We start from the raw sequence: 25,923 nt of genomic DNA, 5'->3' as shown, positions 1-25,923 counted from the left end.
CTGCAAAGCGGCACCGGAATCAATGATTTGGCGGCGATTGGATGCGATAATACCGCTTCTCCCAGCTATTGATTGCCTTCCATGCCACAATTTGCTCCGCTCCAGAATGACACTTTCCTGCGCGCCCTGCTGCGCCAGCCGACCGAGCACACCCCTGTCTGGCTGATGCGCCAGGCGGGCCGCTACCTGCCCGAATACCGCGCCACGCGCGAGCGGGCCGGCTCCTTCCTGGGCCTGGCGAAGAATCCCGATTACGCCACCGAAGTGACCCTGCAGCCCCTGGAGCGCTTCCCGCTGGACGCGGCGATTTTGTTTTCCGACATCCTGACGGTGCCCGACGCGATGGGCCTGGGCCTGTATTTCGCCGATGGCGAAGGGCCGAAGTTCGAGCGCCCGCTGCGCACGGAACAGGACGTGATGGCGCTGCAGGTGCCGGACCTGGCGTCGCTCGACTACGTCTTCAAGGCCGTCACGCAGATCCGCACGGAACTCAATGGCCGCGTGCCGCTGATCGGTTTTTCCGGCAGCCCGTGGACTCTGGCCTGCTACATGGTGGAAGGCGGCGGCTCGAAGGAGTTCCACACCATCAAGAAGATGCTGTACAACCGCCCGGACCTGATGCACCACATCCTGGCGATCAACGCCACCTCCGTGGCGCAGTACCTGAATGCGCAAATTGATGCCGGCGCGCAAGCCGTGATGATCTTCGACTCGTGGGGCGGTGCCCTGGCCGATGGCGCCTACCAGGAATTCTCGCTGGCCTACATGCAGCAAGTGGTGGCGCAATTGAAGCGCGACAAGGATGGCGTCAAGATCCCCGCCATCGTGTTTACCAAGGGCGGCGGGCAGTGGATCGAGCAGATCGCCGACATCGGCGCCGATGCCGTGGGCCTGGACTGGACCGTCAACCTGACGCGCGCGCGCCAGCTGGTGGGCCATAAGGTGGGCTTGCAGGGCAATCTCGACCCGGCCATCCTGTTTGCCAGCCCGGATCAGATCCGCGCCGAAGTGGCGAAAGTGCTCAACGCCTTTGGCGCGCCATCGGCCGGCACGGGCCACGTGTTCAACCTGGGCCATGGCATTTCTCAGTTCACGCCGCCGGAATCGGTGGCAGCGATGGTGGAAGCCGTGCACAGCATGAGCCGCGCCATGCGCAGCGGCCAGTAATTATCCACAAAGAATATCCACGCCAGACGTCGCTCCGCGCCGCTGGCGCGGGCTGAAAGGCAGGTTTTCCACAGGAAGCCTGCCTTTTTCTTTTGACGCCTTGCAGCACGGCATACCGACTTATGCACAATTTTTTTTGCTGCGGAAATATTAGGCAGCACAAATGGCTTGCCCGGGGAGTGTGTGCAAGTATTTGATTCTTAAGTACTAAAAAATGCATGCGATGACGCTGCTTGCCGCAATTGGCAAGGTTGTTCTCGTGCCCGACAGGCTTATCAGTTCATTGTCCACAAAGTTATCAACAGATTCTGTGGATAAAACTGAAAAGTAATTTGTTAACGAGGGCTTAGCGTGAAAGTTCAGGTGTTACCTGAAGTTCATGTTGCGCTGCATGATATTTATACAATTTTTTACAATCGATCGCCTGCTTGCGGCAGGCTGGCCCGGCAAACGTGTATTTTGTTCTCGCGTGGCAAGAAAGGCATTGATTTACGTCATACAAATGGCGTCTATGGCGGTGCAAAAAATTCATGAATAGCTCAGTTATGCACAGACAGGCGGAAAGTCTCGCGTTTTTCCCTCTCCCGGGCAGCGATTTTCAAGTCATTGATTTTAAATGACTTATTTTTCTTCCGTGCCCCCTTGACGACGGTCAAAATTTTCTATCCACATTATTCAGGGAGTTAATTTTGCTTTGTCCACAAAGTTATCCACAGAATTATCTTCAGGATCATGCGCTGTTTTTGCCTGGGTAAAGGACTGCATATTTTCCTGTAGACAAACACTAGTTCCCTGCGTACACTCGCCGATTGCAAAGAAAGCAATTTTGTAGAATTGTGCACAGTGGCAAGCGTAACGGTTTGCCCTGTCTTGATGAAATCCCACAGTGCGGAGGTGCGGTGAAGGACGAAAACGCATTCAGCGTGCAGTTGACGAGCGATACCGCCGACGCTGCCATGGTGTGCGGTATCCGCCTCTTGCTGGCCGTGTTTGCCGTCGTCATCTGCGTCGTCAATCCGGGCGGCGATGCGCGCCTGAGCGACCTGGCCACGGTGGTGTGCGGCGCGTATGCGCTGCACAGCGCCGCCCTGTTTGCCCTCATGCAAATTCGCCTGTCCAGCATGCCGGGCAAGGCCATCTACTGGTATGACGTGGCCTGGTTCGGCCTGATCGTCTATTACAGCGGCAGCAGCAATGGCTATGTGTTCCTGCTGTTCTTTTTCGCCATCCTGGCCGCCTCGTTTCAATTCGGCTTTCGCGAAGGCTCGCGCGTGACGCTGATGTCGGCCGCCGCGCTGATGCTGGTGGCCCTGCTGGCGGAAACGCCCGAGCAGCGCTGGCATTTGCTGTGGTGTACCAGCTTCCTGCTGGCGCTGGGCCACCTGATCGCCTACTGGGGCGGCATGGGCTTGCAGCAAAAACGCCGCCTAGCCCTTTTGCGCGACGTCAGCCGCCTGTCCAATCCCCGCTTTGGCATCAACCACTCGCTGTCGTCCGTCCTGGAAAAAAACCGCGTCTTCTTTCGCGCCAGCAGCTGCATCCTGGTGCTGCAGGATGGCGACTCCGACAAGTGGCTGCTGCGCACGGCGACGGCGGCCAATGCGGGCACCTCGATCGAACCGGTGCGCCTGTGCGCGAGCGCCATGCCGGCCCTGCTGGCCTTCGCCCCCGAGCACAGCGTGCTGCATGCGCGCCCGCGCCTGAAGTGGTGGCCCTGGATGGGCGGCACGCGCGTGCTGGGCCGCGGCTGCAGCAAGTGGCGGCGCTTCGGCGGCGATGCGGGCGAGCGCCTGGTCGAGCTGCTCGAAGCGCGCGCCTTCATCAGTGCATCCTTGCGTTTGCGCAAGGGGCAGGGACGCGTGTACCTGATGTCGGCACGGCATGGCTTCAGCAAGGCCGATGCGCTGTTTCTCAAGCATATCGTGGCGCAAGTGTTTCCCATGATGGAAAACATCGAATTGCTGGACCGCCTGGCATCGGAAGCGGGCCAGCGCGAACGGCAGAAAATTGCCTGCGACTTGCATGACAGCACCTTGCAGCCGTATATCGGCTTGCGCCACGGCATCAGTGCCGTGCGCCAGGCGGCCGCGCCCGACAATCCCCTGATCGACGATCTGGACAAGCTGCTGGCGATGGCCACGGAAGTGGTGGGCGACATGCGCCACTTCGTCAAAAACCTGAACAGCGGGCAATTGCGCAAGGAACCCGAATTGCTGCTGGCCTTGCGCCGCCAGGCGGAACAGGTGCGCCAGTTCTATGACATCGACATCGCGCTGCGCGTCTCGCCCGCCATCGAAGTGAGCGACCGCCTGGCGGCCGAGGTATTCCAGATCGTCAGCGAAGGCATCAGCAATATCCGCAAGCATACGCGCGCGCGGCATGGCGCGATCGAAGTCGATTGCAGCAATGGCTGGTTGCAGATCCTGATTGAAAACGAGGGCGATGGCGCACCGGCCACGCTCTTCACGCCCTCGTCGATCGCCACGCGCACGGCGGCGCTGGGCGGGCGCCTGCTGGTCAAGCGCCCCGGCGATGGCGGTACCTCGCTGCAGATTGCGATTCCCCTATGATGCCGCAAGCGAGCGCGCCCGCGTGCGCCGGGCAGGCGATCCGCGTGATGCTGGTCGACGACCACAAGACCATGCTGTGGGGACTGGAAAAGCTGATCGAAGGCACGCCGGAAATGTCGCTGGTGGGGTCGGCCGGCGATGCCGAGACGGCACTGGCGATGGCCGCTGCGCAGCGGCCGCACGTCATCGTGCTGGACCTGGACCTGGGCGGTTCGTGCTCGACCGATATCCTGCCGCAGCTGCTGGCCGATGGCGGCACGCGCGCGCTGGTGCTGAGCGGCACGCGCAGCCAGGAATTGCTGGGCAAGGCCGTGCGCGCGGGCGCGCGCGGCGCGCTGGGCAAGGAAGCGCCGGCCGAGCTGCTGCTGCATGTGATCCGCAAGGTGCACCAGGGCGAGCTGTGGCTGGAGCAGACCCTGCTCGGCTCCCTGCTCGGCGAGTTGCTGGCGCCCAAGGCGCCGCCGCCGCGCAATCCCGAAGCCGAGCGCATCGCCAGCCTGACGGCCAAGGAACGCAAGATCGTCGGCATGATCGTCGATGGCAATGGCGCGCTGAACAAGGACCTGGCGCAGCGCGCCTTCATCGCCGAACACACCTTGCGCAACCACCTGAGCTCGATTTATCACAAGCTTGGCGTCGGCAACCGCCTGGAGCTGTACGTGTACGCCACGCGCCACAAACTGGGTTGAGCGCTACTCCGCGATGGCCACGTGCGAGCCCTGGTAGGCCTCGTTATACACGGGCTTGCTAAATTCCGACAGCATGCCGCCCGTAAACGCCATCGTATCGGCGATCAGCATCAGATAGGGCTTGCCCTTGAGCCCGCCGCTGCCCACCAGGTTCAGCGCCGAGGACGGGAAATACAGGGTGCCGGCCAGTTCGCCGCTGACGCCGCCCGTGATCTCGTTCTTGCCGGTGACCTTGTCGCGGTCGCCATAGAAGAGGATGCCGGCCATCGGGCCCGTTTCGGGCGCCGCCAGCTTGAGCACGCCGCTGCCGCGGATGTTCACGGGCCCTTGCGTATAGAAGGCCACGCCGTCGCCATGCAGGTTGACGGCGCCGTCGACCGTGAAGCCGCCCTTGAGCACATAGATCCCCGGCGCAAAATTGACGTTCATGCCACCGGACAGGTTGATTCCGTCGGGATACACGCCCGGTTGCAGGGCGTGCGTGCCCGTGCCCGTCAGCTTGCCGTTCGTCCGCGTGGCGCCGCCCGCAGGCGGCTGCAGGCGCGCCAGCGGGTCCTGGCGTGCCGCCTGGCCCACCTGCGGCGTGGGCAGGAAGGTGCTGCCGCCGTCATGCCGGTAGCCGGGCGCCTGCACGCCGATGCTGTCGGCGCGCACGGTCATGGCGCCGCTGGCTGTCAGGGTGTTGGGCGTGCTGCCGTTGACGAAGATCGAGCAGTGTTCGCCCGCGATTTCACCGGCGCCCGTGACCGTCATCGCCTCGCTGACGTTCTTGCCGTTGAGGGCCAGGAAACAGGTGGCGTCGGGCCGCGCGCCGGCCACCGCGCGCGCCCTGACCTCGACCGTGCGGAAGCCGAACAGGCCCATGAAATGCGTGGGCACGGCTTGCGCCAGTTGCACTTCCACATAGCCGGGGCGCGCCGCATGCGCGCCGGCCAGGGGCGGCAGGTGCACGCTGGTGCCGCCGGGCGGAAAACCGTTCAGGGCCGCATCCTGCTTGCCCGCCGCGACGATGTCGGCCAGGCCGGCCTGGCGCTGCATTTCCAGGGCGGCGGAGACGGCGCCCGCGTCGGCGGCCGTCTGCATGCGCCGCTTGACGAGATACAGCGTGCCGCTGTCGCCGGCCAGGCCGGCAAAGCCGATCAGCAACGGCAGCAGCAGCGCCGTGGCGACGGGAATGCTGCCGCGCTGGCGGCGGGAACGCAGGGAAGGGGACAGGCGCATGGGATACCTCGGTTCGGCGGATGGAATAGTGTCATTGGGAAATCATCATGCTGGCCGAACTGCGCAGCGGAATGCTGAGCGGGCCGAGCATGGCGCTGACGGGATGGAAGCGGTAGCTGGCGCTGACGGTGACGATGCTGCCGGGCGCGTTGTCGCCGCCATCCCAGCTGACCTCGACCGTGTCGAAGCGCAGGCCGACGGCGTAGGCTTCCACCCGCCGCTGTATCAGCTCGCGCGCGCGCGCGCGGCTATAGCGGCCATCGGTGTTGCCCAGGACGCTGCCGTAGCGCGCGCCTTCGCGGCTGGCCTGCGACAGGGTGTTGTAGTTCCATGCCGCCAATGCCAGATTGACGATGGCAAAGATGAGCAACAGCAGCAGGGACAAGGTGATGGCGAATTCGACGGCAAAGGAGCCGCGCTGGCGCAGGGGAGGCATGGGTGAGTTTTTCCTTCGGTAGGGGGCCTAGCGCAGGCGCGCCGTGGCGCTCTGCTGCAGCCGCAGCGGCGCCGCGAACGCGGGCAGCAGCGGATAGCCGGCATCGGCCAGCACATAGCTGGTGCGTACTTCGACATAGGTCCACGGCGCGCTGGCATAGCCGGGACATTTACCGTTGCCCGCATACGGGCTGCCGTCGGCGCAGCGCTGGCGTATCGTCACTTCGGGCATGGCCATGCCGGGCGCGTCGTGCAGGGCGTCGCGGCGGGCGGCGGCGGCGATGCGTGCCGTGTCCTGCGTCTGGCCGGCCTGCGCGAACTGCACCCCCGCGCGTGCCGCGCTGACCAGGGCCATCTGCAGGTAGTACAGCCGGCTCATGCCTGCGATGCCGAGGAAAATCAGCAGCAGCACGGGCAGCAGCAAGGCCAGTTCGACGGCTGCCACGCCCTCCTGGCGGGCCGGTGCGCGGGTTTTAGCTGGCATTGCGCAAGGCCGGCAGCAGCAGGCGGTAGATTTGCAGGAAGGCCGGTCCCATCAGCACCACCAGCAGCGAGGGAAAGATAAAGAAAATCAGTGGAAACAGCAGTTTCAGCGCGATCTTCGCCGCCTGTTCTTCCGCGCCCTGGCGCCGCTTGGTGCGCAGCTGTGCGGACTGCACGCGCAGCGAGGCGCCGATGCCGGTGCCGAAGCGCTCGGCCTGGATCAGCATGGTGACCAAGGTGTCGACGTCTTCCACGCCCGTGCGCAGGGCCAGGTTGCGCAAGGCTTTTTCCTTGTTGCTGCCGGCGCGCAGTTCCAGCGTGACGAGGGTCAGCTCCTCGCTCAGCACGGCGCTTTTCAGCACGATTTCCGCCGCCACGCGGGCCAGTGCCGCATCCATGCCCAGGCCCGCTTCGACGCATACCGTCATCAGGTCCAGCGCATCGGGAAAGTTTTCGAAAATGTCGCGCTGGCGCTGCTTGACCCGGTGCGCCAGCACCGCGTTGGGCAGGTAGTAGCCGAGGGCCATGGCGATGAGCAGGCACAGTACCAGCGTGCTGCCGCCAAGCTTGGGGAAGGACTGGTGCAGCAGGAAGAACACGGCGGCCGGCAGCGCCAGCGCCAGGGTCGTCTTGGCGGCGAAGAACAGCAGCGGCGCGGCGTTCGAACGCAGGCCCGCATGCATGAAACGGCTGCGCAGCGGCGAGCCTTCCCAGTTTTCGGCGGGCGAGGACAATTTGCCCAGCGGTACGGCCAGGCGCAGCAGGCGCGCCAGCCAACGCCGGCCGCCGGCCTTGCGGCCAGGCGCATGCGGCTCGGCCAGCGCCGCCAGGCGCGATTGCAGCGTAGGCGAAGCGAAGGGGCGCAGCAGCAACAGCATGGCGCCGAAGGCGGCGCAAAAGGTCAGCGCCAGGAACAGCAATTGCAGAAAACTCATGACCATCCTCTCGGGAAAAATCTCAGATGCGAATGCGCGTTACCTTGCGGATTATCAAAATGCCCAGCACCATCATCACGCCGGCCGTGACCAGCATCTTGCGTCCGCCGCTGTCCAGGTACAGCACGCTCAGGAAATCGGGACTGGTCAGCTGCATCATCAGCGCCACGGCAAACGGCATCAGCCCCAAAATCCAGGCCGACATGCGGCCCTCGGCCGACAGTACGCGGATTTGTCCCAGCAGCTTCAGGCGGTCGCGGATGATGGCGCTGATGCTGCCCAGCAGCTCCGCCAGGTTGCCGCCCGTCTCGCGCTGGATCAGTACGGCCACGACAAAGTAGCGCAAGTCGGTGCTGGGCACGCGGCTGGCCAGGTTGCCCAGCGCATCGCTCATGGCCACGCCGAAATTGACTTCGTCGAAGACGGCGCGAAATTCGCTGCCCAGCGGCGCCGGCATTTCATCGCCGACCATTTTCAGCGCCGTGGGAAAGGCGTGGCCGGCGCGCATGGCCCGCCCCATCAGGTCCAGCGCATCGGGCAATTGCTGTTCGATGCGCTTGAGCCGCTGCTGCTGCGCGCGGCGCAAGTGCAGCAGGGGCAGCGCGGCCGCCAGCGCCCCCAGGCCCGCCAGCAAGGACAGGGACAGTCCCAGCAGCGCGCCCAGCAGCAGGCCGCCCAGCAGGGTCGCCAGGCACCAGCCCAGCAACTGCGCCACCGTCTGCTGGCGTCCCGCCTGCAGCAGCAGGCGGTCCAGCACGGCCGCCGGCGGCAGCGCCTGCAGCACGCGCTGCAACAGCGGATGGCGTGCCAGCAGGCGTTGCTTGCTGATCGACAGGGCGGGACGGTGCTCGGCGCTGCCCCTGCTGGCATTGCGCACGCGCTGCGCCACGCGCCCGGGCGCGCGGTTGCGCATGCCGCGCCAGGCCAGGTAGGCGCCGCTGGTCAGCAGCAGCGCGGCGCCGAACACCAGGGCGCCGAAGAGGAACAGGGAGGCCATCTCAGAGCCCCTGCCGGGTCGGTTCGAACAGCTGGGCCGGCACCGTGATGCCAAACGTGTGCAGGCGCTCGAGAAAGCGCGGACGGATGCCCGTCGAGGAAAAATGCCCGAGCACGGTGCCGCCGTCGCCGATGCCCGTCTGGCGGAAGCTGAAGATTTCCTGCATGGTGATCATGTCGCCTTCCATGCCCGTGATTTCCTGGATCGAGGTGACCTTGCGCTTGCCGTCCGTCAGGCGCGACACCTGCACCACCACGCTGACTGCCGAGCTGATCTGCTGACGCATGGCCTTGCTGGGCAGGCTGGCGGCCGCCATGCTGATCATGTTTTCCAGCCGCGTGATGGCGTCGCGCGGGGTATTGGCGTGGATGGTGGCCATCGAGCCTTCGTGGCCCGTGTTCATGGCGCCCAGCATGTCGAGCGCCTCGCCGCCGCGCACCTCGCCCAGGATGATGCGGTCGGGGCGCATGCGCAGCGCATTGCGCACCAGCGCGCGCTGCGTCACCTCGCCCTTGCCCTCGATGTTGGGCGGGCGCGTCTCCAGGCGCACCACGTGCGGCTGCTGCAGCTGCAGCTCGGCCGCGTCTTCCACCGTGACGATGCGCTCGGTGGCGCCGATGAAGCCGGAAATGACGTTGAGCATGGTGGTCTTGCCGCTGCCGGTGCCGCCCGAGATCAGGATATTGATCTTCGCCTTGCCCAGGCCCTGCAGGATTTCCGCCATGCCCGCCGTCATGCTGTCGTAGGCCACCAGGTCGGCCAGGCGCAGCGGGTCGGCCGAGAAGCGCCGGATCGACATCACGGGGCCGTCGATGGCCAGCGGCGGGATGATGGCGTTGACGCGCGAGCCGTCCGGCAGGCGCGCATCGACCATGGGGCTCGATTCGTCGATGCGGCGGCCCACGCGCGAGACGATCTTGTCGATGATCTTCATCAAATGCGCGTCGTCGCTGAAGCACACGTCCGTCAGTTCCAGCTTGCCGCGCCGTTCCACGTACACGCGCTTGTGGGTGTTGACGAGGATGTCCGACACGGTGGGGTCGGCCAGCAGCAGTTCCAGCGGCCCGAAGCCCAGCATTTCGTGCTGGATGTCGCGCGTCAGGTTCTTGCGTTCGAGGTCGTTGATGACCACGGCCTCTTCTTCCAGCAGGCGCTCGACCAGCAGGCGCAGCTGTTCGCGCACCTGCTCGGGCGAGAGGCGCTGCAGGTTTTCCAGGTCCACGCGGTCGAGCAGGATGGCGTGGATGCGCTGCCTGAGCAGCTGGTAGGCGCCGTTGTCGATGGAGCCCGCGCGCTGGCGCGTGTGCAACTGGCCCAGCCGTTCGCGGATAGGGATGGTGACTGCGTTCATGGTGTCTTCCTTTGCAGATGGCGTCTCAGGCGCGGCGCAGCAGCCGGCCCAGCCAGCCGTCCTGCGCGGCGACGGGGGCCGCGCCGCCCAGGCGCCGCGCGAATTCCTGCAGCGCCCGCGTGATGGGGCTGGCGGGGGCCAGCTGCAGCACGGGGATGCCCTGGTTGACCGAGGCGGCCGCCGCTTCATAGTGATTCGGCACGGTCATGTAGACATCGCTGCCGTAGGCCGTCACCAGGTCGTACACGCTGATCTCGCTGCCCTTGTCGTGGCGGTTGACGACCAGGTGGATCTTTTCCATCGGATAGTCGAGCGAGTGAAAGACCTCGAGCAGGCGCTTGCCGTCGCGGATGTAGGGCAAGGTGGTTTGCAGCACGGGAAAAATCATGTCGGCCTGGTCCAGCGCGCGGATGCTGATCGCGTCGAGACTGCGGCCGATGTCGAGCACGATGAAGTCGTAGTGCTGGCGTGCCAGCTTGAGGATGGCATCCACGTGTTCCGGTTTCACGTCGTTGGCCAGCGTGGGGTCGTCGGGCGCGGCCAGCACGCCGTAATTGGGCAGGACGTTGAGCATGCTCGAGGCCAGGAACGAGGGATCGAGGCGGTGGATCTGCTGCGCCACGTCGGCCAGCGTGGCCAGCGGTTTCTGGTCCGAGACAAACAGCGAGGCGTCGCCGAACTGCAGGTTCATGTCGATCAGGGCCACGCGGCTGTCGCCTTGCGCCGCCAGCGCATAGGCCAGGTTGGTGGCCAGGAAGGTGGCGCCGCTGCCGCCCTTGCACGAGATAAAGGCCAGCAGCTTGCCGTTGGCGTCGCTGCGCCGCTGCAATTTTTCCTCGATGCGCTCGATGGCCTGGTACAGGCAGCCGGGCGGGGCCGGATAATCGATCACTTCGCGCACGCCGGCGCGCATGGCTTGCAGCAGGAAGTCCGGCGTGTGATGGCGGCACAGCAGGATGAAGGCGATGCGCGGGTATTGGTTGCCCAGCCGTTCCAGGCTGTCGAGGTCGCCGGCTTCGATATTCGGCTGGTCGACGATCACCACGTCCGGCGAGCTGGACGTGGGCAATCGTTTCAGCGCGCCGGCCAGGGTGTCGACCTGGTGCGCCGGATTGCGGTTGCGCAATAGCGCGGCGATGCCGGCCAGGCTTTTTTCATCTCTCGAGATGACGGTGATTTTCACGGTAAGCCCTCCCTAGCGCTTGCTGACGCCGATGGTCAGGGCCTGCGTCGGTGCCGGCGGGGTCTGGAACGATTCCTGGTAGCGCTGGTAGGCGGCCACGCCGGCGCGGCCATCGATGCCGCCGCTGGCGGCCAGGCGGACTTGCTGGCGCGCGGCCGCATCGGGCTGCAGCACTTGCAGCGCCTGTGCCTGCCGCACGCTGTCGCCAAACTGGCTGTCGAGCCGTGGTGTCTGCTGCACGCAGCCGCCCAGCGCCGCGGTGGCGGCCAGCAGGGAAAGAAGGCGGGGGAAATCAATCATGTTGCTGCTCCGGTTGTGTTGCGGCCGCTGCCGTGGCGGGCGGCGCCGTTCCTTCCATCTTTCCGCGTATGAAAAAGTCGGCCCGCGACGGTTCCACATAGCCATCCGTCGGCAGCGGCGGCACGGCCGGCAGCGGTTTCACCAGGTGCGGCGTGACAATGAAGACCAGCTCGCTGCGGTCGCTCTGGAAGTCGCTGCTGCGGAACAGCGCGCCCAGCACGGGAATCTCGCCCAGCATGGGCAGGGCCTTGATATTCGTCGTCACATTGTTCTTGATCAAGCCGCCGATGGCGAAGCTCTGGCCGTCGAACAGTTGCACCGTGGTGGCCGCACGCCGCGTGGTGAACGAGGGCAGCAGGGCGGTGGCATTCGTGCCGCCCGCGCTCAGGCCGATGCCGTCCTTGTTCAGTTCGGACACCTCCGGCGCCACCTTCAGGTTGATGCGTCCGCCGTCGAGCACGGTGGGCGTGAATTTGACGGCCACGCCGTACTCCTTCTCTTCCAGGGTGATGGTGGGCGTGCCGCCATTGTTGTTCTGGCTGACGGGAATGAAGACCTTGCCGCCGGCCAGGAAACTGGCCTCCTGGCCGCTGATGGCCATGATGGTCGGCTCGGCCAGGATCTTCACGAGGCCGTCGCGTTTCTGCGCGTCGATGCTGACGAAGTTGCCGTTCTTCTTGTTGAATGCCTCGATCAGGCTGCGGTTGCCGCTGAGCAGGTTCGACAGCAGGGAGTGCGTCCAGTTGCCGACTTGCACATTGACGCCCAGGCTGGCGCCCAGCTGGTCCACCAGGCTCTTCGACACTTCGGCGATCTTCACTTCCAGCATCACTTGCTGGGGCGCGGCGATGGCCAGCATATTGATCACCTTGATGCCGGCGCCGCTGGCGGCAGGCGCGGCCGGGGCCGCCCCATTGCCGGCCGCCGCGCCCGAGACGCCGGCGCCGCTGGCGCGCTCCGCATACGATTGCGCCAGGGCCATGATCTGGCTGGCCTTGACGGCGTCGGCCACGGTGCCCGACAGGACCAGGGTGTCGGCCGCCGCATGCAGGGCGATCTGCGTCTCGTCGGGGAACAGTTGCTGCAGCTGCAGGCGCAGCGCGCCCGTGTCGATGGCCACACCGAGGTCGATGATGGTGGCTTGTTTCGCGCGGTCCCACAGGATCAGGTTGGTGGTGCCGGGGCGCTTGCCCAGCAGATAGACTTCACTGGCATTGAGCAGGATCACGTCGGCGATGGCGGTGTCGCCCACGGCCAGGCGGCTGGCCGCGAACGGCAGGCGCAGCAGCTGCGATTTGCCGGCCGACAGGGACACCAGGCGGGGCAGGGTGGTGGCGGATGGTGCTGCCGGCTGCACGGCCGCGCCGGGCTGCGCCTTGGCCGTCTTGGCGGCGGCTGCCTGGCCCTGCAGCAAGCTGGCCGCCAGGGCCAGCAGCAGGGCCGGGCGTTTCATGATGTGTCTCAATTGCTTCCCCAATCTGTACTGGAATTCGTCTGTGGAGTGATCATCAGAGTTGCTGGGCGCTACGCTCCAGCCCCTTGATGACTTCGATGCGTTCGCCGGCCGCGCGCGCCGGCGGCACGGGCGCGGCCGCGCGCCTGACGGCGGCCACGGGTGCCTTGGCGGGCGGCTTCAGGTCGAGCAGGGTGGCGCGGGTGGCGCCATCCGTATTGACGGGCGTGTCTTCGATCTGGTTGCGCAGCACCAGCGACAGGGTGCCCACGCTGCGCGCCAGGTCGAGTTTTTCCGCCTGCTCCGGCGTCAGTTCCAGCGTGACGGCGTTGACCACCTTGGGCTTGGTGTCGTCGCGGCTCGATTCCTGGGCGATGGCCAGCACGAGTATGCGTTCGAGCACGATCTTGGAGATGGCCGCATCGCTGGCCTGCGTGCGTTTCTTTTCCGCTTCGTCCTGGGTATTGACCAGCACGTCGACGAAGTTGCCGGGCAGGGCGAAGCCGGCCACGCCCACCACGTCGTTGACGCGCACCGTCATGGCGCGCTTGCCGTCGCCCAGGGCGGCGGACAGGCCACCGACCGTGCCGACGGGGGCGAGTTTGCTTTCCAGAACAGGTTCGCCGCGGCCGATATTGCTGCGCGCAACCCTGGCCTCCAGCAGCTTGGCGTCGCCGATGGCGCCGGGCGGCAAGGCGCCGGCCGGCCAGTCGACCAGCGTGATCATCTCGGGCGCCAGGCGCGCGCCCAGGTTGATGTCGGCGCTGGCGACGGCCACCTTGCTGCTGTTGGGCGCCGCTTGTGCATTGATCCAGCGCAACGCTACCAGGACGGCGGCCAGGGCCACGACGAAGGCCAGCACGATCAGCGCGATGGCGCGGGTATGTCTCATGAAAAGCTCCAGAAAAAGGACAGGGCGGTGCCGGCCGCAATGGCGATCGCGTACGGCAGCCTGCCGCTGGCGGCCTGGGGCGCATCGAGCCGGGCATTGCCGCCGCTGGCGCCGCGCAGCAGGCTGTAGAACAGCATGCGGTAGCTATTGCCGAGAACCTGGCGCAGCACGCCCGTGCAGGCGGCCACCAGCAGGGACAGCACGCCGCCCGCCAGCAGGGTCAGCAAGGTAGCCGTCAGCACTTGCTGCGGCCCGATAAAGGCGCCCACCATGGCCATCAGCTTGACGTCGCCGGCACCGAGCGCGCGCAGCATGTACATGGGCAGCAGCAGGGCCAGCCCCAGCGCCAGGCCGCCCAGCGCGGCCGGCAGGCCCAGGCCGCCGGCGGCAGGCGTGAGCACGGCATGCAGCAGCAGGGCCGCCAGCGCGCCGCCAAAGACCAGGGCGTTCGGGATGCGGCGGCTGCGCATGTCATGCCAGACGGCGCAGGCCAATAGGGAACACAGCAGCAATGCAGGCAGGGTGATGGTGAGCAGGGAAGTCATCGGTATGCGGTGGAGGGGCGGTGAAGCCCGGTGGCGTGTGGCGCTGGGAAAGTGCGGGTGGCGATGCCTGCCCGGATGGACGGGCGGGCATCATCGGTATCGTTCGCTGCGTGCTGGCGAACGGGAAAATTACGGGGCTACTGGCGGGCTCGTCAGGTTGGTGCCGATGCTGGTGAACGCGGTGCGGATGCTGCCGCCGAGCGCCTGCACGCCAATGACCAGCGCCGCAGCGATCAGCGCGGCGATCAGTGCATATTCAATAGCCGTGACACCGTCTTCGTTACGAATGAAATTTTTGATGGCTTGCATGATGTTTCCCTTGTTGAGGTGGTGGGGTAGGTCGTCGTTGCCAGCCAAAAACGCGGGGCAGACAGGCTGCGCGCGTGAGCGGTTTCGGCAGGCTGGCATTGCTTTTATTGCTACAAAATTGCCGAAGCGCTCACTATAGTCGCGCTCGTCTTGACGGGCATCACACAAAGGTCACTTTTGGCCTGGTACATTCGGCCCCTTTTTGCCGGGCGGGCACAGGACATTCGTACCAGGGGCCGCAGCCGTGCCGGCTTTCCCATAACGATGTTATTTTTGGTGATAATTCAGATAACTTCCAGCCTGCGGCTAGGTGTTTGCCGGACAGACCAAGTATCATGGCCGGCTGGCTCGCATGCCTTCACCCTTCTCTACATAGGCAATCCCACTCATGGCGCAGTGCATCCTGAAAATCGCGCTCGACACACCGTTGAACGCCCTGTTCGACTACCGCTGGAACGGCGACGAGGCAGCGTTGCCGCAGGTGGGACAGCTGGCGCTGGTGCCGTTCGGCCGGCGCGAAGTGATGGGACTGATCGTCGGCGTGTCCGACAGCACCGACGTGCCCGACGCGAAGATGAAGGACGTGCTGGCCGTGCGCAGCCAGCTGGCGCCGCTGTCGGAGCAATGGCTGGCGCTGGCCGCCTTTGCCGCCGATTACTACCAGCGTCCGCTCGGTGAAGTGGCGCTGCCGGGCTTGCCGAAGAATCTGCGCGTGCTGACCACCGTGGCGCTGGACCGCGCCATCAAGAAGCTGGCCAAGCTGGCCGACGCGCACGATGGCACGCCGCTGAACATGCCGGCGCTCAACCCCGCCCAGCAGGAAGCGGCCGACGCCATCGGCGGCGCCCAGGGGTTCAAGCCGACCCTGCTGTACGGCGTGACGGGCAGCGGCAAGACGGAAGTGTATCTGCAAGCCTGCGCCCAGGTGCTGGCGCGCGAGGACGATGCACAAATCCTGATTTTAGTGCCGGAAATCAACCTCACGCCCCAGCTGGAAGGCAATATCCGCGCGCGCTTTCCCGGCGTCATGCTGGCGACCCTGCACAGCAGCCTGTCCGAAGGCGAGCGCATGCTGCACTGGCTGGCCGCGCACCAGGGCCAGGCGCGCATCGTGCTCGGCACGCGCTTGGCCATCCTGGCGTCCTTGCCGAAACTCAAACTGATCGTCATCGACGAGGAACACGATCCTTCCTACAAGCAGCAGGAAGGCTTGCGCTATTCGGCGCGCGACCTGGCCGTGTGGCGCGCCTGGCAATTGCAGATACCCATCGTGCTCGGTTCGGCCACGCCCTCGCTGGAAAGCTGGCACCACGCGCAGACGGGGCGCTACGGCAAGCTGGAGTTGCGCGAGCGGGCCGTGAAAAATGCGGTCTTGCCGCGCGTTAAGATTTTGGACATGGAGCGCGACAAGCCGAAGGATGGCCTGACGTCGCACCTGGTGGCGGCATTAAAACTGCGCATGGAGCGCGGCGAGCAGTCGCTGCTGTTTTTGAACCGGCGCGGCTATTCGCCCGTCATCTGCTGCGAATCGTGCGGCTGGATCAGCAATTGCACGCGCTGCACCTCGTTCATGGTGCTGCACAAGCCCGAACACCGGCTGCGTTGCCACCATTGCAGCCTGGAATTGCGCATTCCCCGCCATTGCCCCACGTGCGGCAACGTCGACCTGCAGCCGCTGGGACGCGGCACGCAGCGGGTGGAAGAGGGCTTGCAGCAACTGTTTCCCGAGGCGCGCATCTTGCGCATCGACGCCGATTCCACGCGCAAGAAGGGCAGCGCGCAGGAAGCGTTCGACACCGTGCACCGGGGCGAAGTGGACATTCTGATCGGCACGCAGATGGTGGCCAAGGGCCACGACTTCAAAAAGCTGACCCTGGTCGGCATTTTGAATCCGGACACGGCCCTGTTTTCGCAGGATTACCGCGCCAGCGAGCGCCTGTTCGCGCAATTAATGCAGGTGGCGGGCCGCGCCGGACGCGCCGCGCAGACGGAAGGCGGCAGCGTCAGTGAAGTGCTGATCCAGACGCGCTATGCGCGCCATCCGCTGTACGACGCCGTCGTCAACCACGATTACGACCATTTCGCCACCACCCTGCTGGAAGAGCGGGCCCAGGCGGCGCTGCCGCCCTACCTGTTCCAGGCCCTGCTGCGCGCCGAGGCGCCCGAGCTGGCGACGGCCATCGCATTCCTGCAGGCGGCCAAGGAATGCATGGAACACCCGCAAGTGACCATCAACGACCCGATTCCGATGAGCATGACGCGCGTCTATAACGTGGACCGCGCCCAGCTGTTGCTGGAATCGGCCTCGCGGCCGGCCTTGCAGGCATTTTTGAAAGAATGGTTAAGTGAATTGCGCGCCATGAAGACGCGCGTGAAATGGTCGCTGGAAGTGGACCCGCTCGATATCTAAGCCAGGTAAGCGCGGCCGGCCCGGATGAGCTGCTCCGACAGCAGCTTGGTAAACGGCGTGTCCAAGGTCCACGCGTGCCAGCTCAGCGGCACGTCCAGGGTGCGGCCCGGCAGCAGATCGACGAGGCGTTCCGTCGCCAGCGCCGGCGCGGCCAGGCGCTGCGGCATCAGGCCGTAGGCCAGGCCATCGAGCACGCAGGCGCGGCGCGCCGCTTCCACCGGCAAGGTGTGGTGCGGAAACGCTTCGCGCAGGCTCAATTGTTCTGCCAGGAAACGCGCCAGCAAGCCATGCTGGCCCACGACGGCCGGCGCCAGCTGCACCGCCTCGGCCATAAAGCCATCGCCGAACCAGTGACCCGCAAACACGGGCGTGGCCACGCAGACATAGCGCAAAGTGCCCAGCGGCGTGACGCTGGTGGCCGCCGCCGCGTCGATCGCCGTGCCGGACTCGGCCGCTACGCAGCCGAACACGGAGCCGTCGCGCACCATCTGCAGGGCCGCATCGCTGTCGGCCAGGCGCACGTCGAGCTGGCAGCGGGGCGGCGCCAGCAGGGCGGACAAGGTGTCGGGGAACCACGTGGCCAGGCTGTCGGCATCGATGGCGATGGCGATTTCCGGCATGCTGACGCTGTTGCCCAGGTCGATGTCGAGCGACGCTTCCATCAGTTTGACGTTGCGGTGATGCACGATCAATCGCTGGCCCAGTCCCGTCGGCACGGCCGGCTGGCCACGGATGATCAAGAGGCGCCCGCTGGCGTCTTCCAGCGCCTTGATGCGCTGCGAGACGGCCGACTGGGTGATGCCCAGGGCCAGGGCGGCCTTGTCGAAACTGCCATGGCTGGCCACGGCGTCCAGCACGGCCAGCGCGCGATAATCGAGTGATCCCATTAGCTCAGCTTATAAATTTTAGAAATGATTAGTTATACTAATGCATATATTGCTGCAAAGTAAAACCTTATTTTCAGCAAACGGGTAGTATCGACCGCTGTGAGCAACCTCAGTGGGATGGACAGCACCATGAAGACGATACGAGTGGATGTGGCCGTGATCGGCAGCGGCACGGCCGGCATGACGGCGCACAGGGCGGCACGCATGGACGGCAAGCGCGTGCTGATGATAGAGAGCGGGCCGTATGGCACGACCTGCGCCAGGGTCGGCTGCATGCCCAGCAAGCTCCTGATCGCGGCGGCCGAGGCGGCCCATGCGGTGGCTGCCGCGCCCGGCTTCGGCGTGCATCCGGGCCCCGTGCGCATCGACGGCCGGCAAGTGATGGCCAGGGTGCGCAGCGAGCGCGACCGTTTTGTCGGCTTCGTGCTCGACGGCGTCAACGCGATTCCCGACGACGAAAAACTGCGCGGCCACGCGCGTTTTATTTCCCCCGGCACATTGCAGGTGGACGAACATACGATCGTTGAAGCGGCCAGCGTGGTCATCGCCACCGGCTCCACGCCCGTCGTGCCGTCCGAGTGGCGGGCGGCGGGCGAGCGCGTCATCACCAGCGACGCCGTGTTCGAGTGGACGGACTTGCCGCAATCGGTTGCCGTGGTCGGCAGCGGCGTCATCGGCCTGGAACTGGGCCAGGCGCTGGCGCGGCTGGGCGTGCGCGTGACCTTGTTTGCGCGCGGCAATAAAGTCGCGCAGCTGACGGACCCGCTGGTGCTGCGGGAGGCCGGCGCCGTGCTGGCGCGCGAACTCGATATCCGTTTCATGACCAAGGTCGCCCACATGGCAACAACGCCGGACGGCAGCGGCATCGCGCTCACCAGTAGCGATGACGGGGGCGTGGAAAAAACCGAGCAGTTCGAGTATGTGCTGGCCGCCATCGGCCGCCGTCCCAACGTGGATCAAATCGGCCTGGAGACGGCGCAACTCGAACTCGACCGCCACGGCATTCCCCTGTACGACAGGCACACCATGCAGTGCGGAAAAAGCGCGGTCTTTATCGCGGGCGATGCCGACAATGAATTGCCGCTGCTGCCCGAGGCCGCCGACCAGGGCCGCATCGCGGGCGACAACGCGGCGCGTTATCCCCTGGTGAAGCCGGGACTGCGCCGCACGCCATTGACGATCGCCTTCACGGAGCCGCAGATCGCCACCCTGGGCGCCACCTACCAGCAGCTGTGCGTGAGCCACGCGGGGCGCTTTGCCGTGGGCGCCGTATCGTTCGGCAACCAGGGCCGCAGCCGCGTCATGCTGCAAAACCAGGGCTTGCTGCGCGTGTATGCGGAATTCGGCAGCAAGCGTTTTCTCGGCGCCGAGCTGATCGGCCCACGGGCGGAACACCTGGCCCACCTGCTGGCCTGGGCTTGCCAGGCGCAGCTGACGGTGGCGGCCATGCTCGACATGCCGTTCTACCACCCCGTCATCGAGGAAGGCGTGCGCACGGCCCTGCGCGAGCTGGCGCAGCACCTGGAAAAGGACCCGGAACACGCACCCGGCTGCGCCGACTGCTCGCCCGGTGTCTGAATGAAAGTTTAAGGTTTATACAATTTTGTAGACAAGCTCACATGATTGCGCGATCATCGCTGCCACATTGAAATATTGATTAAAAGCAAAAAACATTTCAAATGGTTCATGCCCATGGTGCCTGAATGGTAAAAACAGGCAGTGGCAAGCGATGACACGGAGACGATGTGAAGATTCGGCGTATTTACGCGGGAGAACTGGCGCTGGGCCTGGCCCTGCCCTGGGATGTGCATGGCGCAACGGGCGGCTTGCTGGCCAGGCTGGGCCATGTCATCACGAGCGAGAACCAGATCGAATTGCTGCTGGCGCGCGGCGTCATCGCCGACACCAGCGAGGACGTGCCGCGCACGGCCGGGGAAGCGCCATCGGCCCTGCGCATGCTGAACCAGGCCGCCACGGGATTGGCACTGGTCTTGCCGGCCATCGCCGCCAGACAAGTTGTCGCGCAAGAACAACTGGCGCCGCTGGCGCAAACGGTGGAAGACGCGGTGGCCCTCGACGCCGACGTGGCGCTGGCCTGCATCCTGCACAAGCAGGGCACGGGCGACCTTGCCGTGCGCCACAGCGTCGACACGGCCGTCATCGTCACCCTGCTGGCCCGCGCGCTGAAACAGGACGATGCGGCCGTGCGCAGCATGGTGCTGGCCGCGCTGAGCATGAACGTGGGCATGCTGGAGCGCCATGCGCATTTCCAGCACAAGGCCGGCCCGCTCGATGCGGCAGAACGCGCCTACATCCGCGCCCATCCGCAAGCGGGCGTCCACATGCTGCGCGCGGCCGGCGTGACGGATGCCGCCTGGCTGCAGGCCGTGCTGCAGCACCATGAAAATCTCGATGGCAGCGGCTACCCGCTGGGCATCCGGGGCGACGAGATCGGCCTGGGCGCCAGGCTGATCATGCTGGCCGACCGCTATTGCGCCCGGGTCTCCGCGCGCAGCTACCGCAAGTCGCTATTGCCCAACGCGGCCTTGCGCGACATGCTGTCGGCGGACAGGGACACGCTGGATGCGCCACTCGCTTCGCTGCTGGTGCGCGAACTGGGCATCTACCCGGTCGGCACCTTCGTCAAGCTGCTGAACGGCGAAATCGGCGTCGTCACGCGCAAGGGCTTGAATGCCACCACGCCGCACGTGCAGTCGCTGGTGGGGCCGCGCGGCGCGCGCCTGGATGTGCCGCTGCGCCGCGACACGCGCGTGGACCTGCACGCCATCCGCGAAGTGCTGAGCGCGGAGCAGGCGGGGCTGCAGTTTCGCCCCGACCAGCTATGGGGCCGCAGCGCCAGGGCATGAAGCATGGGGCCGTCCAGTGCTTTATCTATATCACTTCATTTGCAATAATAGTAATTATTAAATTGCAATTAATGCGGGGAATTATTACTATCGGTTTTCCAATGGTTAGCACGACATTGGTGGCCGATGTCCGCGGGAGTTCGCCGAGCTCTGGCGTCAGACGTCAGCTGACCTTCATCTTTCCCCGGAGCCCCGTGATGAAAAAACTGATTTGCCTGATGGCCTTGTCCGCAACCGCCCTGTTGTCCAACGCACATGCTGGCACCGTGTATTCCGCTGATCACAGTGGCCTGGGCCCGATCGCCAGCCCGGGTCAACTCAGCGATACTTTCAACGCCTCGGCCGGTGCCGCCGTGCTCAATTTCGAACTGCAGGGCTACCTCAGTCTCGATGGCGCCAACAACGGTTATACGGATACCTTCAGCCTGACCGTCAATGGCACCACGGTGTTGACGGGGAGCTGGGACCTGGGCGGCGGCGGCGCCAATGTGCTGTACTTCAATCCGAACAATGCCATCGTCAATGCCCATGCCACCAGTTACTTTGGCGGTGGCAAGGCCAGCGTGGAAATCCCTATCGCCTTGCTGGGCGGCAGCAACACGATCAAGTTTTCCTATGCGGGCGAGGCCCAGGGCCTGGGCGATGAAGGCTGGGGCATCAATGCCGTGAGCGTCTCGGCCGTGCCGGAGCCGGAAACCTATGCCATGCTGCTGGCCGGCCTGGGCCTGTTGGGCTGCATGACGCGTCGCAAGGCCGTGAAAAAATCCGCGTAACGGTCAATTCAGCAGACCGGCATCGAGGCGGCCCTCGGCCGCCAGTTCGCGCATGACGCGCACCGTGTCGATGTCGGACTCCTTGTAGGCGGAGCGGCGGAAGTCGTCGTACAGGGCGTTGGCCGCATCGGTGGCCGCGTCGTGGCCGTCGTCGTACTGGAAGCGCACCCACAGGCTCGCTTCGTCGGGCATCTCGATGGTCATCACCAGCGAGGACGCGCTGATGTCCATCTGCGCCGCCACTTCGTAGCGCACCTGCATCTGCGGCACCAGCACCACCCGATCCTTGATGACGAGTTCGCCGTAGCGCAGGCTGCGCGCGAAACCGGCATCGCTGCGTTCGCTGATCTGGCATGCATCGAGGTGCGGCACGAACAGCTTGGGCGATTCGGCGCGCAAGACCAGGCCGCGCCAGACTTGCTCCAGGCTCAGGGTATCGATCAGCGGGTTGAGCGGATCGTTGATTTCAATCAGGTGTTCAAATTTCATGGGACTGTCATTCGGTAAGTGGGCGCGCACGGGCGATATAGGCGGAATGGTACTCCAGGCCAGGCATCGCCGCACGCTTGGCATGGGCCAAGATGGCGCCAGATGGCGATATATCAATGCCATTGCCTGTTTTTGATGCAGATCTCGTCGTGCAAATGGCCGGCGCGACGCTGTTACAATGGGCTGCTGTTCCCTGCGGAAATACCCTGATGTCCAAAGCGCCACAATTCGGTCTGAATGCTCCCCAAAGCGAAGCGGTCACCTACCTCGACGGCCCCTGCCTGGTGCTGGCCGGTGCCGGCTCGGGCAAGACGCGCGTGATCACGCAAAAGATCGCCCACCTGATCGAAGACCGGGGCTACGACCCGCGCACCATCGCCGCCCTGACCTTTACCAACAAGGCGGCGCTGGAAATGCAGGAACGCATCGCCAAGTTATTGAAACAGCCGCGCCAGGCCAAGCAGTTGACGGTGTCGACCTTCCATTCGCTGGGCGTGAAAATCCTGCGCCAGGAAGCCAATGGCGTGGGGCTGAAGGACCGTTTTTCCATCATGGACAGCGACGACTGTTTTTCCCTCGTGCAAGACCTCGCCATTACCACCGATAAACAGGTGATCCGCGGCATCCAGAACGCCATGTCCCTGTGGAAAAATGGCCTGATCGATCCGGACATGGCGCTGGCGCAAGCCAAGGATGAAGACGAGGCCAACGCGGCGCGCATCTACCGCAGCTATGTGGCAACGCTCTCCGCCTACCAGGCTGTCGATTTCGACGATCTGATCCGCTTGCCCGTGGAATTGTTCCGCAACAACGGCCCCGTGCGCGACAAGTGGCAGCGCCGTTTGCGCTACCTGCTGGTCGACGAGTACCAGGACACGAATACCTGCCAGTACGAACTGGTGAAATTGATGGTGACGGGCATCGGCAAGAAGCCGATGTTTACGGCCGTGGGCGACGACGACCAGGCGATCTATGCGTGGCGCGGCGCCACCGTGGAAAATTTAAAGACGCTGGAGACGGATTTCCCCGATTTGCGCGTGATCAAGCTCGAACAGAATTACCGCTCCACCATGCGCGTGCTCAACGCGGCCAATGCCGTCATCGGCAACAACCCGAAACTGTTTGAAAAGTCGCTGTGGTCGGAACATGGCCTGGGCGAGCCGATCAAGGTGCTGGGTATGCAGACGGACGAGCAGGAGGCGGAGCAGGTCGCCATCATGATCTCGGCCGACCATTTCGAGAGAAAAAACAAATTTTCCGATTACGCGATTTTGTACCGCGGCAACCACCAGGCGCGCATCATCGAGCAGTGTCTGCGCAAGGAGCGCATCCCGTACACGATCTCGGGCGGCCAGAGCTTCTTCGACAAGGCCGAGATCAAGGACATCATCAGCTACCTGCGTTTGCTGGCCAACGAAGACGACGATCCGGCCTTCATCCGCGCCGTGACGACGCCGCGCCGTGGCGTGGGGCAGTCGACGCTGGAGGTGCTGGGCGCGTTCTCGGGGCAGTGGCAGTGCTCGCTGTTCCAGGCCGTCTTTAAAGGCGGCATCGAGGCCAAGCTGACGGACCGCCAGCTGGGACCGCTGCGCGACTTTTGCAACTTCATCAACGACCTCGAATCGCGCGCCAGCCGCCCCGGCGCGGCCGGCAGCGGCGACAACGCGGCCGAAGTGCTCGACGACATGATGAAGGAAATTCACTACGAATCGTATCTGTACGATGCCTTCGAGGAACGGCAAGCGCAAAGCAAGTGGCAGAACGTGCTCGAATTCGTCAACTGGCTCAAGGAACGGGGCCGGGGCGGCAAGGACCGCGATGGCGAAGAAAAGAACGTGCTGGAACTGACGCAGATGGTGGCCCTGATGACCATGCTCGAAGGCAAGGACGAGGAGCAGGACGCCGTGCGCATGTCTACCTTGCATGCATCAAAGGGGCTGGAGTTTCCGCACGTATTCCTGGTCGGTGTGGAAGAGGGCATCTTGCCGCACAAGGGCGACCCCGACGCGCCGGCCGAAACCATTGCCGCGCGCATCCAGGAAGAGCGCCGCCTGATGTATGTGGGCATTACGCGCGCCCAGCGGACCTTGCACGTCACCTGGTGCAAGAAGCGCAAGCGGGCGGGCGAGCAAGTCCATTGTGACCCGTCGCGCTTCATCAAGGAAATGCAACTCGACGTGGGCGACGCCGTGCCGACGGAAGCGGAAGTGATTTCGCCGAAAGAACGCCTGGCGCGCATGAAGGCCTTGCTGGCCGCGCCGAAGGCTTAAGCAGCGTTCACGCTTCCACGGCGCCGTCGGGCGTGGTTTTCGGCACGATGGCCAGTTGCATGCCCAGCGCATCGAGCATCTTCAAAATGGTTTCGAAGCGCGGCTTGCTGCCTTCGCGCAAGGCTTTATACGCACCTTCGCGCGTGATGTCGGCCCGGGCCGCCACCTTGCCCATGCCATAGGCGCGCACCACGTCGTTCATGGCGGACTGAAACAGTTCGGCGTTGCCGGTGGCGACGATTTCGCTCATGTAGGCGGCCACGGCGGCCTTGCTGGTCAGGTGTTGCATCGGGTCAAATTTGCTCAGGCCTAAGGCTTCCAGGTCGTCGAGGTCGAAGGTGTCATGGTCGATATATTGGTTCATTTTTTCGTGCTCCTGTGGATGCCGCCGCCGCTTTCTTCAGGGCCGCCTGCCGGGCTTTCAAGTCCTTGAGTATCGCTTGCGCCTGCCTGATGTCGCGTTGCTGGCTCGATTTATTGCCACCCAGCAGCAGCAAGATCAGGGTGCCTCGATTGGTCTCGTGAAAATACACGCGCCAGCCCGGCCCCGTCTGTAAAAAGCGCAGTTCGCACACGCCTTCGCCCACTGGCCGCCAGTCGCCCTTTTTACCATGTTGCAAATGCTTGATGCGTGCATCGATGGCGGCGGCGGCCACGTCATGCAGGGAGTCTTCCCAGCGCCGGTATTCAGCCGTCTTGCGCGTGTCGATCAGCAGTGGCTCGGTTGGTGTTGGTGTTGGTTCAACCATTGTAATCGTTTGTTCTCATTCGTCAAGCGGTTTGATCCAGCTATACGGAGAGAATAGGCAGGAATCGGCGCCGCACCGGGAAGAATGCCGTTTGTTTGTCCTGGCGCACGCCGCTGCGGCGGTAGAATGCCGCTTTCAGTCAGGAATCACCGGGAGCACCATGGACAATGCAGAACAGATGGAAGTACGTTTCGTCGATATCGAAATCAAGCTGGCGCAGCAGGAAGACCTGGTCGAGTCGCTGAACCAGATGGTGTACCAGCAGGGCAAGCGCATCGATCAATTGGAAGCGATGCTGCACAAGCTGGGCGAGCATGTGCGCGACGGGGCGCAGCAGGCAAATGGCGGACTGGTCAACGAGCGTCCGCCGCACTATTAATCAAGGGCACCGCCTGGGGACCGTTGCTCGTCCAGCGCGGTCCATGCCGGCAACTGGTGCTTGCGCCGGTCGCGGGCATAGACGCTGGCCATGGCGATGCCAAACAGGCTGCCTGCCGCGCAGGCCGCCACCAGTGCCGCCAGGGGCGATAAGGGGGTGGCGGCATCGGGCCGCGACCAGAAAAAGATCCACATGATCAGGCCCCAGAACATGCCGAACCAGAGTCCCGTGCCGAGCGCGGTACGCAGGAAGGGCAGGAAATGCGGCGGCGGAACCTGCACGCCGGCCTTCCACAACAGGCGTATCAGCGGCGGGGCATAGTGGCTGCGGGTCATGCCCGTTTTGCTCAACACTTCCAGGGCGCGTGTCTTGCGGTGCTCAAAGCTCATGGATTCTCCGTCTATTGTTGCCTAATGGATACTATATACGATACAGGTCAGCTGGGCATTGATATTTTTCATTGGGGCGGGGCGCTGCCGTATCGGCGTGCATGTCCGGAGAGTCGGGCATGAAAACCTTTGCTATACGGGCGTATCGCTACCATCGGTTTTGCTGGTGACGCAAGTGTT

25 protein-coding genes and 1 pseudogene are annotated in these 25,923 nt (G+C 64.5%); 9 read left to right on the top strand and 17 right to left on the bottom strand.

Annotated features, from left to right (window positions below; all coding sequences use genetic code 11):
• Positions 1–81 precede the first annotated feature (81 nt).
• From hemE to AC3RCJ_RS00670, 3 genes are all read left to right on the top strand, one after another.
• Positions 82–1,167 carry a uroporphyrinogen decarboxylase gene (gene hemE / locus AC3RCJ_RS00680; RefSeq protein ID WP_492962068.1) on the top strand — a complete coding sequence of 362 codons (1,086 nt, stop codon included), beginning with the start codon at positions 82–84 and terminating at the stop codon, positions 1,165–1,167.
• Positions 1,168–2,066: 899 nt separating this feature from the next.
• Positions 2,067–3,737, top strand: a complete 1,671-nt coding sequence (locus tag AC3RCJ_RS00675) for a sensor histidine kinase (RefSeq protein WP_492962070.1) — start codon at positions 2,067–2,069, stop codon at positions 3,735–3,737.
• Complete coding sequence (locus tag AC3RCJ_RS00670; RefSeq protein ID WP_492962072.1) at positions 3,734–4,426, top strand: response regulator; 693 nt, start codon at positions 3,734–3,736, stop codon at positions 4,424–4,426. Before AC3RCJ_RS00675 ends, AC3RCJ_RS00670 begins: the two co-directional genes overlap by 4 nt.
• A gap of 3 nt (positions 4,427–4,429) precedes the next feature.
• Here the strand turns inward: AC3RCJ_RS00670 and AC3RCJ_RS00665 are convergent, their stop codons facing one another.
• The 12 genes from AC3RCJ_RS00665 to AC3RCJ_RS00610 all read right to left on the bottom strand — a co-directional run bounded on the left by AC3RCJ_RS00665 (position 4,430) and on the right by AC3RCJ_RS00610 (position 14,530).
• A complete protein-coding gene (locus AC3RCJ_RS00665) occupies positions 4,430–5,647 on the bottom strand; it encodes a pilus assembly protein TadG-related protein (protein ID WP_492962074.1) in 1,218 nt (405 codons plus the stop codon).
• Positions 5,648–5,678: 31 nt separating this feature from the next.
• Positions 5,679–6,083 (bottom strand): TadE/TadG family type IV pilus assembly protein, encoded by a 405-nt coding sequence (locus AC3RCJ_RS00660; protein ID WP_492962076.1) that lies wholly within the window; start codon positions 6,081–6,083, stop codon positions 5,679–5,681.
• 27 nt (positions 6,084–6,110) lie between these two features.
• The gene (locus AC3RCJ_RS00655) at positions 6,111–6,566 is read right to left on the bottom strand and encodes a TadE/TadG family type IV pilus assembly protein (protein WP_492962078.1); all 456 of its coding nucleotides are present in this window, start codon (positions 6,564–6,566) and stop codon (positions 6,111–6,113) included.
• Positions 6,556–7,500 carry a type II secretion system F family protein gene (locus AC3RCJ_RS00650; RefSeq protein ID WP_492962080.1) on the bottom strand — a complete coding sequence of 315 codons (945 nt, stop codon included), beginning with the start codon at positions 7,498–7,500 and terminating at the stop codon, positions 6,556–6,558. Before AC3RCJ_RS00650 ends, AC3RCJ_RS00655 begins: the two co-directional genes overlap by 11 nt.
• A 22-nt stretch (positions 7,501–7,522) precedes the next feature.
• Positions 7,523–8,497, bottom strand: coding sequence for a type II secretion system F family protein (locus tag AC3RCJ_RS00645; protein WP_492962082.1), 975 nt, complete (start codon positions 8,495–8,497; stop codon positions 7,523–7,525).
• 1 nt (position 8,498) lies between these two features.
• Positions 8,499–9,848 (bottom strand): TadA family conjugal transfer-associated ATPase, encoded by a 1,350-nt coding sequence (locus AC3RCJ_RS00640; RefSeq protein WP_492962084.1) that lies wholly within the window; start codon positions 9,846–9,848, stop codon positions 8,499–8,501.
• Positions 9,849–9,873: 25 nt separating this feature from the next.
• Entirely contained in the window at positions 9,874–11,031 is a 1,158-nt protein-coding gene (locus AC3RCJ_RS00635; RefSeq protein WP_492962086.1) for a CpaE/TadZ family protein, read from the bottom strand.
• Positions 11,032–11,043: 12 nt separating this feature from the next.
• On the bottom strand, positions 11,044–11,331 hold the full coding sequence (locus tag AC3RCJ_RS00630) for a hypothetical protein (RefSeq protein WP_492962088.1): 288 nt from the start codon (positions 11,329–11,331) through the stop codon (positions 11,044–11,046).
• A complete protein-coding gene (locus AC3RCJ_RS00625; protein WP_492962090.1) occupies positions 11,324–12,784 on the bottom strand; it encodes a type II and III secretion system protein family protein in 1,461 nt (486 codons plus the stop codon). The genes AC3RCJ_RS00630 and AC3RCJ_RS00625 overlap by 8 nt, the downstream gene beginning before the upstream one ends.
• A 55-nt stretch (positions 12,785–12,839) precedes the next feature.
• The gene (gene cpaB / locus AC3RCJ_RS00620) at positions 12,840–13,676 is read right to left on the bottom strand and encodes a Flp pilus assembly protein CpaB (protein ID WP_492962092.1); all 837 of its coding nucleotides are present in this window, start codon (positions 13,674–13,676) and stop codon (positions 12,840–12,842) included.
• Positions 13,673–14,221, bottom strand: a complete 549-nt coding sequence (locus AC3RCJ_RS00615; RefSeq protein ID WP_492962094.1) for an A24 family peptidase — start codon at positions 14,219–14,221, stop codon at positions 13,673–13,675. Before AC3RCJ_RS00615 ends, cpaB begins: the two co-directional genes overlap by 4 nt.
• A gap of 129 nt (positions 14,222–14,350) precedes the next feature.
• On the bottom strand, positions 14,351–14,530 hold the full coding sequence (locus tag AC3RCJ_RS00610; protein ID WP_492962096.1) for a Flp family type IVb pilin: 180 nt from the start codon (positions 14,528–14,530) through the stop codon (positions 14,351–14,353).
• Between the two features lie 388 nt (positions 14,531–14,918).
• Between AC3RCJ_RS00610 and AC3RCJ_RS00605 the strand changes: the two genes are divergently transcribed.
• Positions 14,919–16,940: a primosomal protein N' gene (locus AC3RCJ_RS00605; RefSeq protein ID WP_492962097.1), complete on the top strand. Its 2,022-nt coding sequence runs from the start codon at positions 14,919–14,921 to the stop codon at positions 16,938–16,940.
• Here the strand turns inward: AC3RCJ_RS00605 and AC3RCJ_RS00600 are convergent.
• Positions 16,937–17,827 carry an ArgP/LysG family DNA-binding transcriptional regulator gene (locus AC3RCJ_RS00600; RefSeq protein ID WP_492962099.1) on the bottom strand — a complete coding sequence of 297 codons (891 nt, stop codon included), beginning with the start codon at positions 17,825–17,827 and terminating at the stop codon, positions 16,937–16,939. The genes AC3RCJ_RS00605 and AC3RCJ_RS00600 overlap by 4 nt on opposite strands.
• 129 nt (positions 17,828–17,956) lie before the next feature.
• On the opposite strand from AC3RCJ_RS00600, the gene AC3RCJ_RS00595 reads away from it, so the two are divergent.
• The 3 genes and pseudogenes from AC3RCJ_RS00595 to AC3RCJ_RS00585 all read left to right on the top strand — a co-directional run.
• Positions 17,957–19,405, top strand: coding sequence for a dihydrolipoyl dehydrogenase (locus tag AC3RCJ_RS00595; RefSeq protein ID WP_492962101.1), 1,449 nt, complete (start codon positions 17,957–17,959; stop codon positions 19,403–19,405).
• A 167-nt stretch (positions 19,406–19,572) separates the two neighbouring features.
• Positions 19,573–20,694, top strand: a complete 1,122-nt coding sequence (locus tag AC3RCJ_RS00590) for an HD-GYP domain-containing protein (protein ID WP_492962103.1) — start codon at positions 19,573–19,575, stop codon at positions 20,692–20,694.
• A 407-nt stretch (positions 20,695–21,101) separates the two neighbouring features.
• A pseudogene (locus AC3RCJ_RS00585) lies at positions 21,102–21,467 on the top strand (FxDxF family PEP-CTERM protein); the annotation flags it as partial.
• Positions 21,468–21,470: 3 nt separating this feature from the next.
• Here AC3RCJ_RS00585 and AC3RCJ_RS00580 read toward each other — a convergent pair.
• A complete protein-coding gene (locus tag AC3RCJ_RS00580) occupies positions 21,471–21,956 on the bottom strand; it encodes an SRPBCC family protein (RefSeq protein ID WP_492962105.1) in 486 nt (161 codons plus the stop codon).
• 209 nt (positions 21,957–22,165) lie between these two features.
• Between AC3RCJ_RS00580 and AC3RCJ_RS00575 the strand changes: the two genes are divergently transcribed.
• Positions 22,166–24,226 carry a UvrD-helicase domain-containing protein gene (locus AC3RCJ_RS00575; RefSeq protein WP_070219613.1) on the top strand — a complete coding sequence of 687 codons (2,061 nt, stop codon included), beginning with the start codon at positions 22,166–22,168 and terminating at the stop codon, positions 24,224–24,226.
• Between the two features lie 7 nt (positions 24,227–24,233).
• On the opposite strand, the gene AC3RCJ_RS00570 is transcribed toward AC3RCJ_RS00575, so the two are convergent.
• Positions 24,234–24,590 (bottom strand): addiction module antidote protein, encoded by a 357-nt coding sequence (locus tag AC3RCJ_RS00570; protein ID WP_492962107.1) that lies wholly within the window; start codon positions 24,588–24,590, stop codon positions 24,234–24,236.
• A complete protein-coding gene (locus tag AC3RCJ_RS00565; RefSeq protein ID WP_492962109.1) occupies positions 24,568–24,975 on the bottom strand; it encodes a type II toxin-antitoxin system RelE/ParE family toxin in 408 nt (135 codons plus the stop codon). The genes AC3RCJ_RS00570 and AC3RCJ_RS00565 overlap by 23 nt, the downstream gene beginning before the upstream one ends.
• 160 nt (positions 24,976–25,135) lie before the next feature.
• Between AC3RCJ_RS00565 and AC3RCJ_RS00560 the strand changes: the two genes are divergently transcribed.
• Entirely contained in the window at positions 25,136–25,354 is a 219-nt protein-coding gene (locus tag AC3RCJ_RS00560; protein WP_034753936.1) for a SlyX family protein, read from the top strand.
• On the opposite strand, the gene AC3RCJ_RS00555 is transcribed toward AC3RCJ_RS00560, so the two are convergent.
• Positions 25,351–25,743, bottom strand: a complete 393-nt coding sequence (locus tag AC3RCJ_RS00555) for a DUF6404 family protein (protein ID WP_492962111.1) — start codon at positions 25,741–25,743, stop codon at positions 25,351–25,353. The two genes, AC3RCJ_RS00560 and AC3RCJ_RS00555, sit on opposite strands and share 4 nt — an antisense overlap.
• Positions 25,744–25,923: the final 180 nt, after the last annotated feature.

This window comes from Janthinobacterium sp. GW822-FHT07H11 (assembly GCF_058798615.1).
The sequence above is the reverse complement of the archived record's forward strand: the minus strand, read 5'-3'. Positions and strand labels throughout refer to the sequence as shown.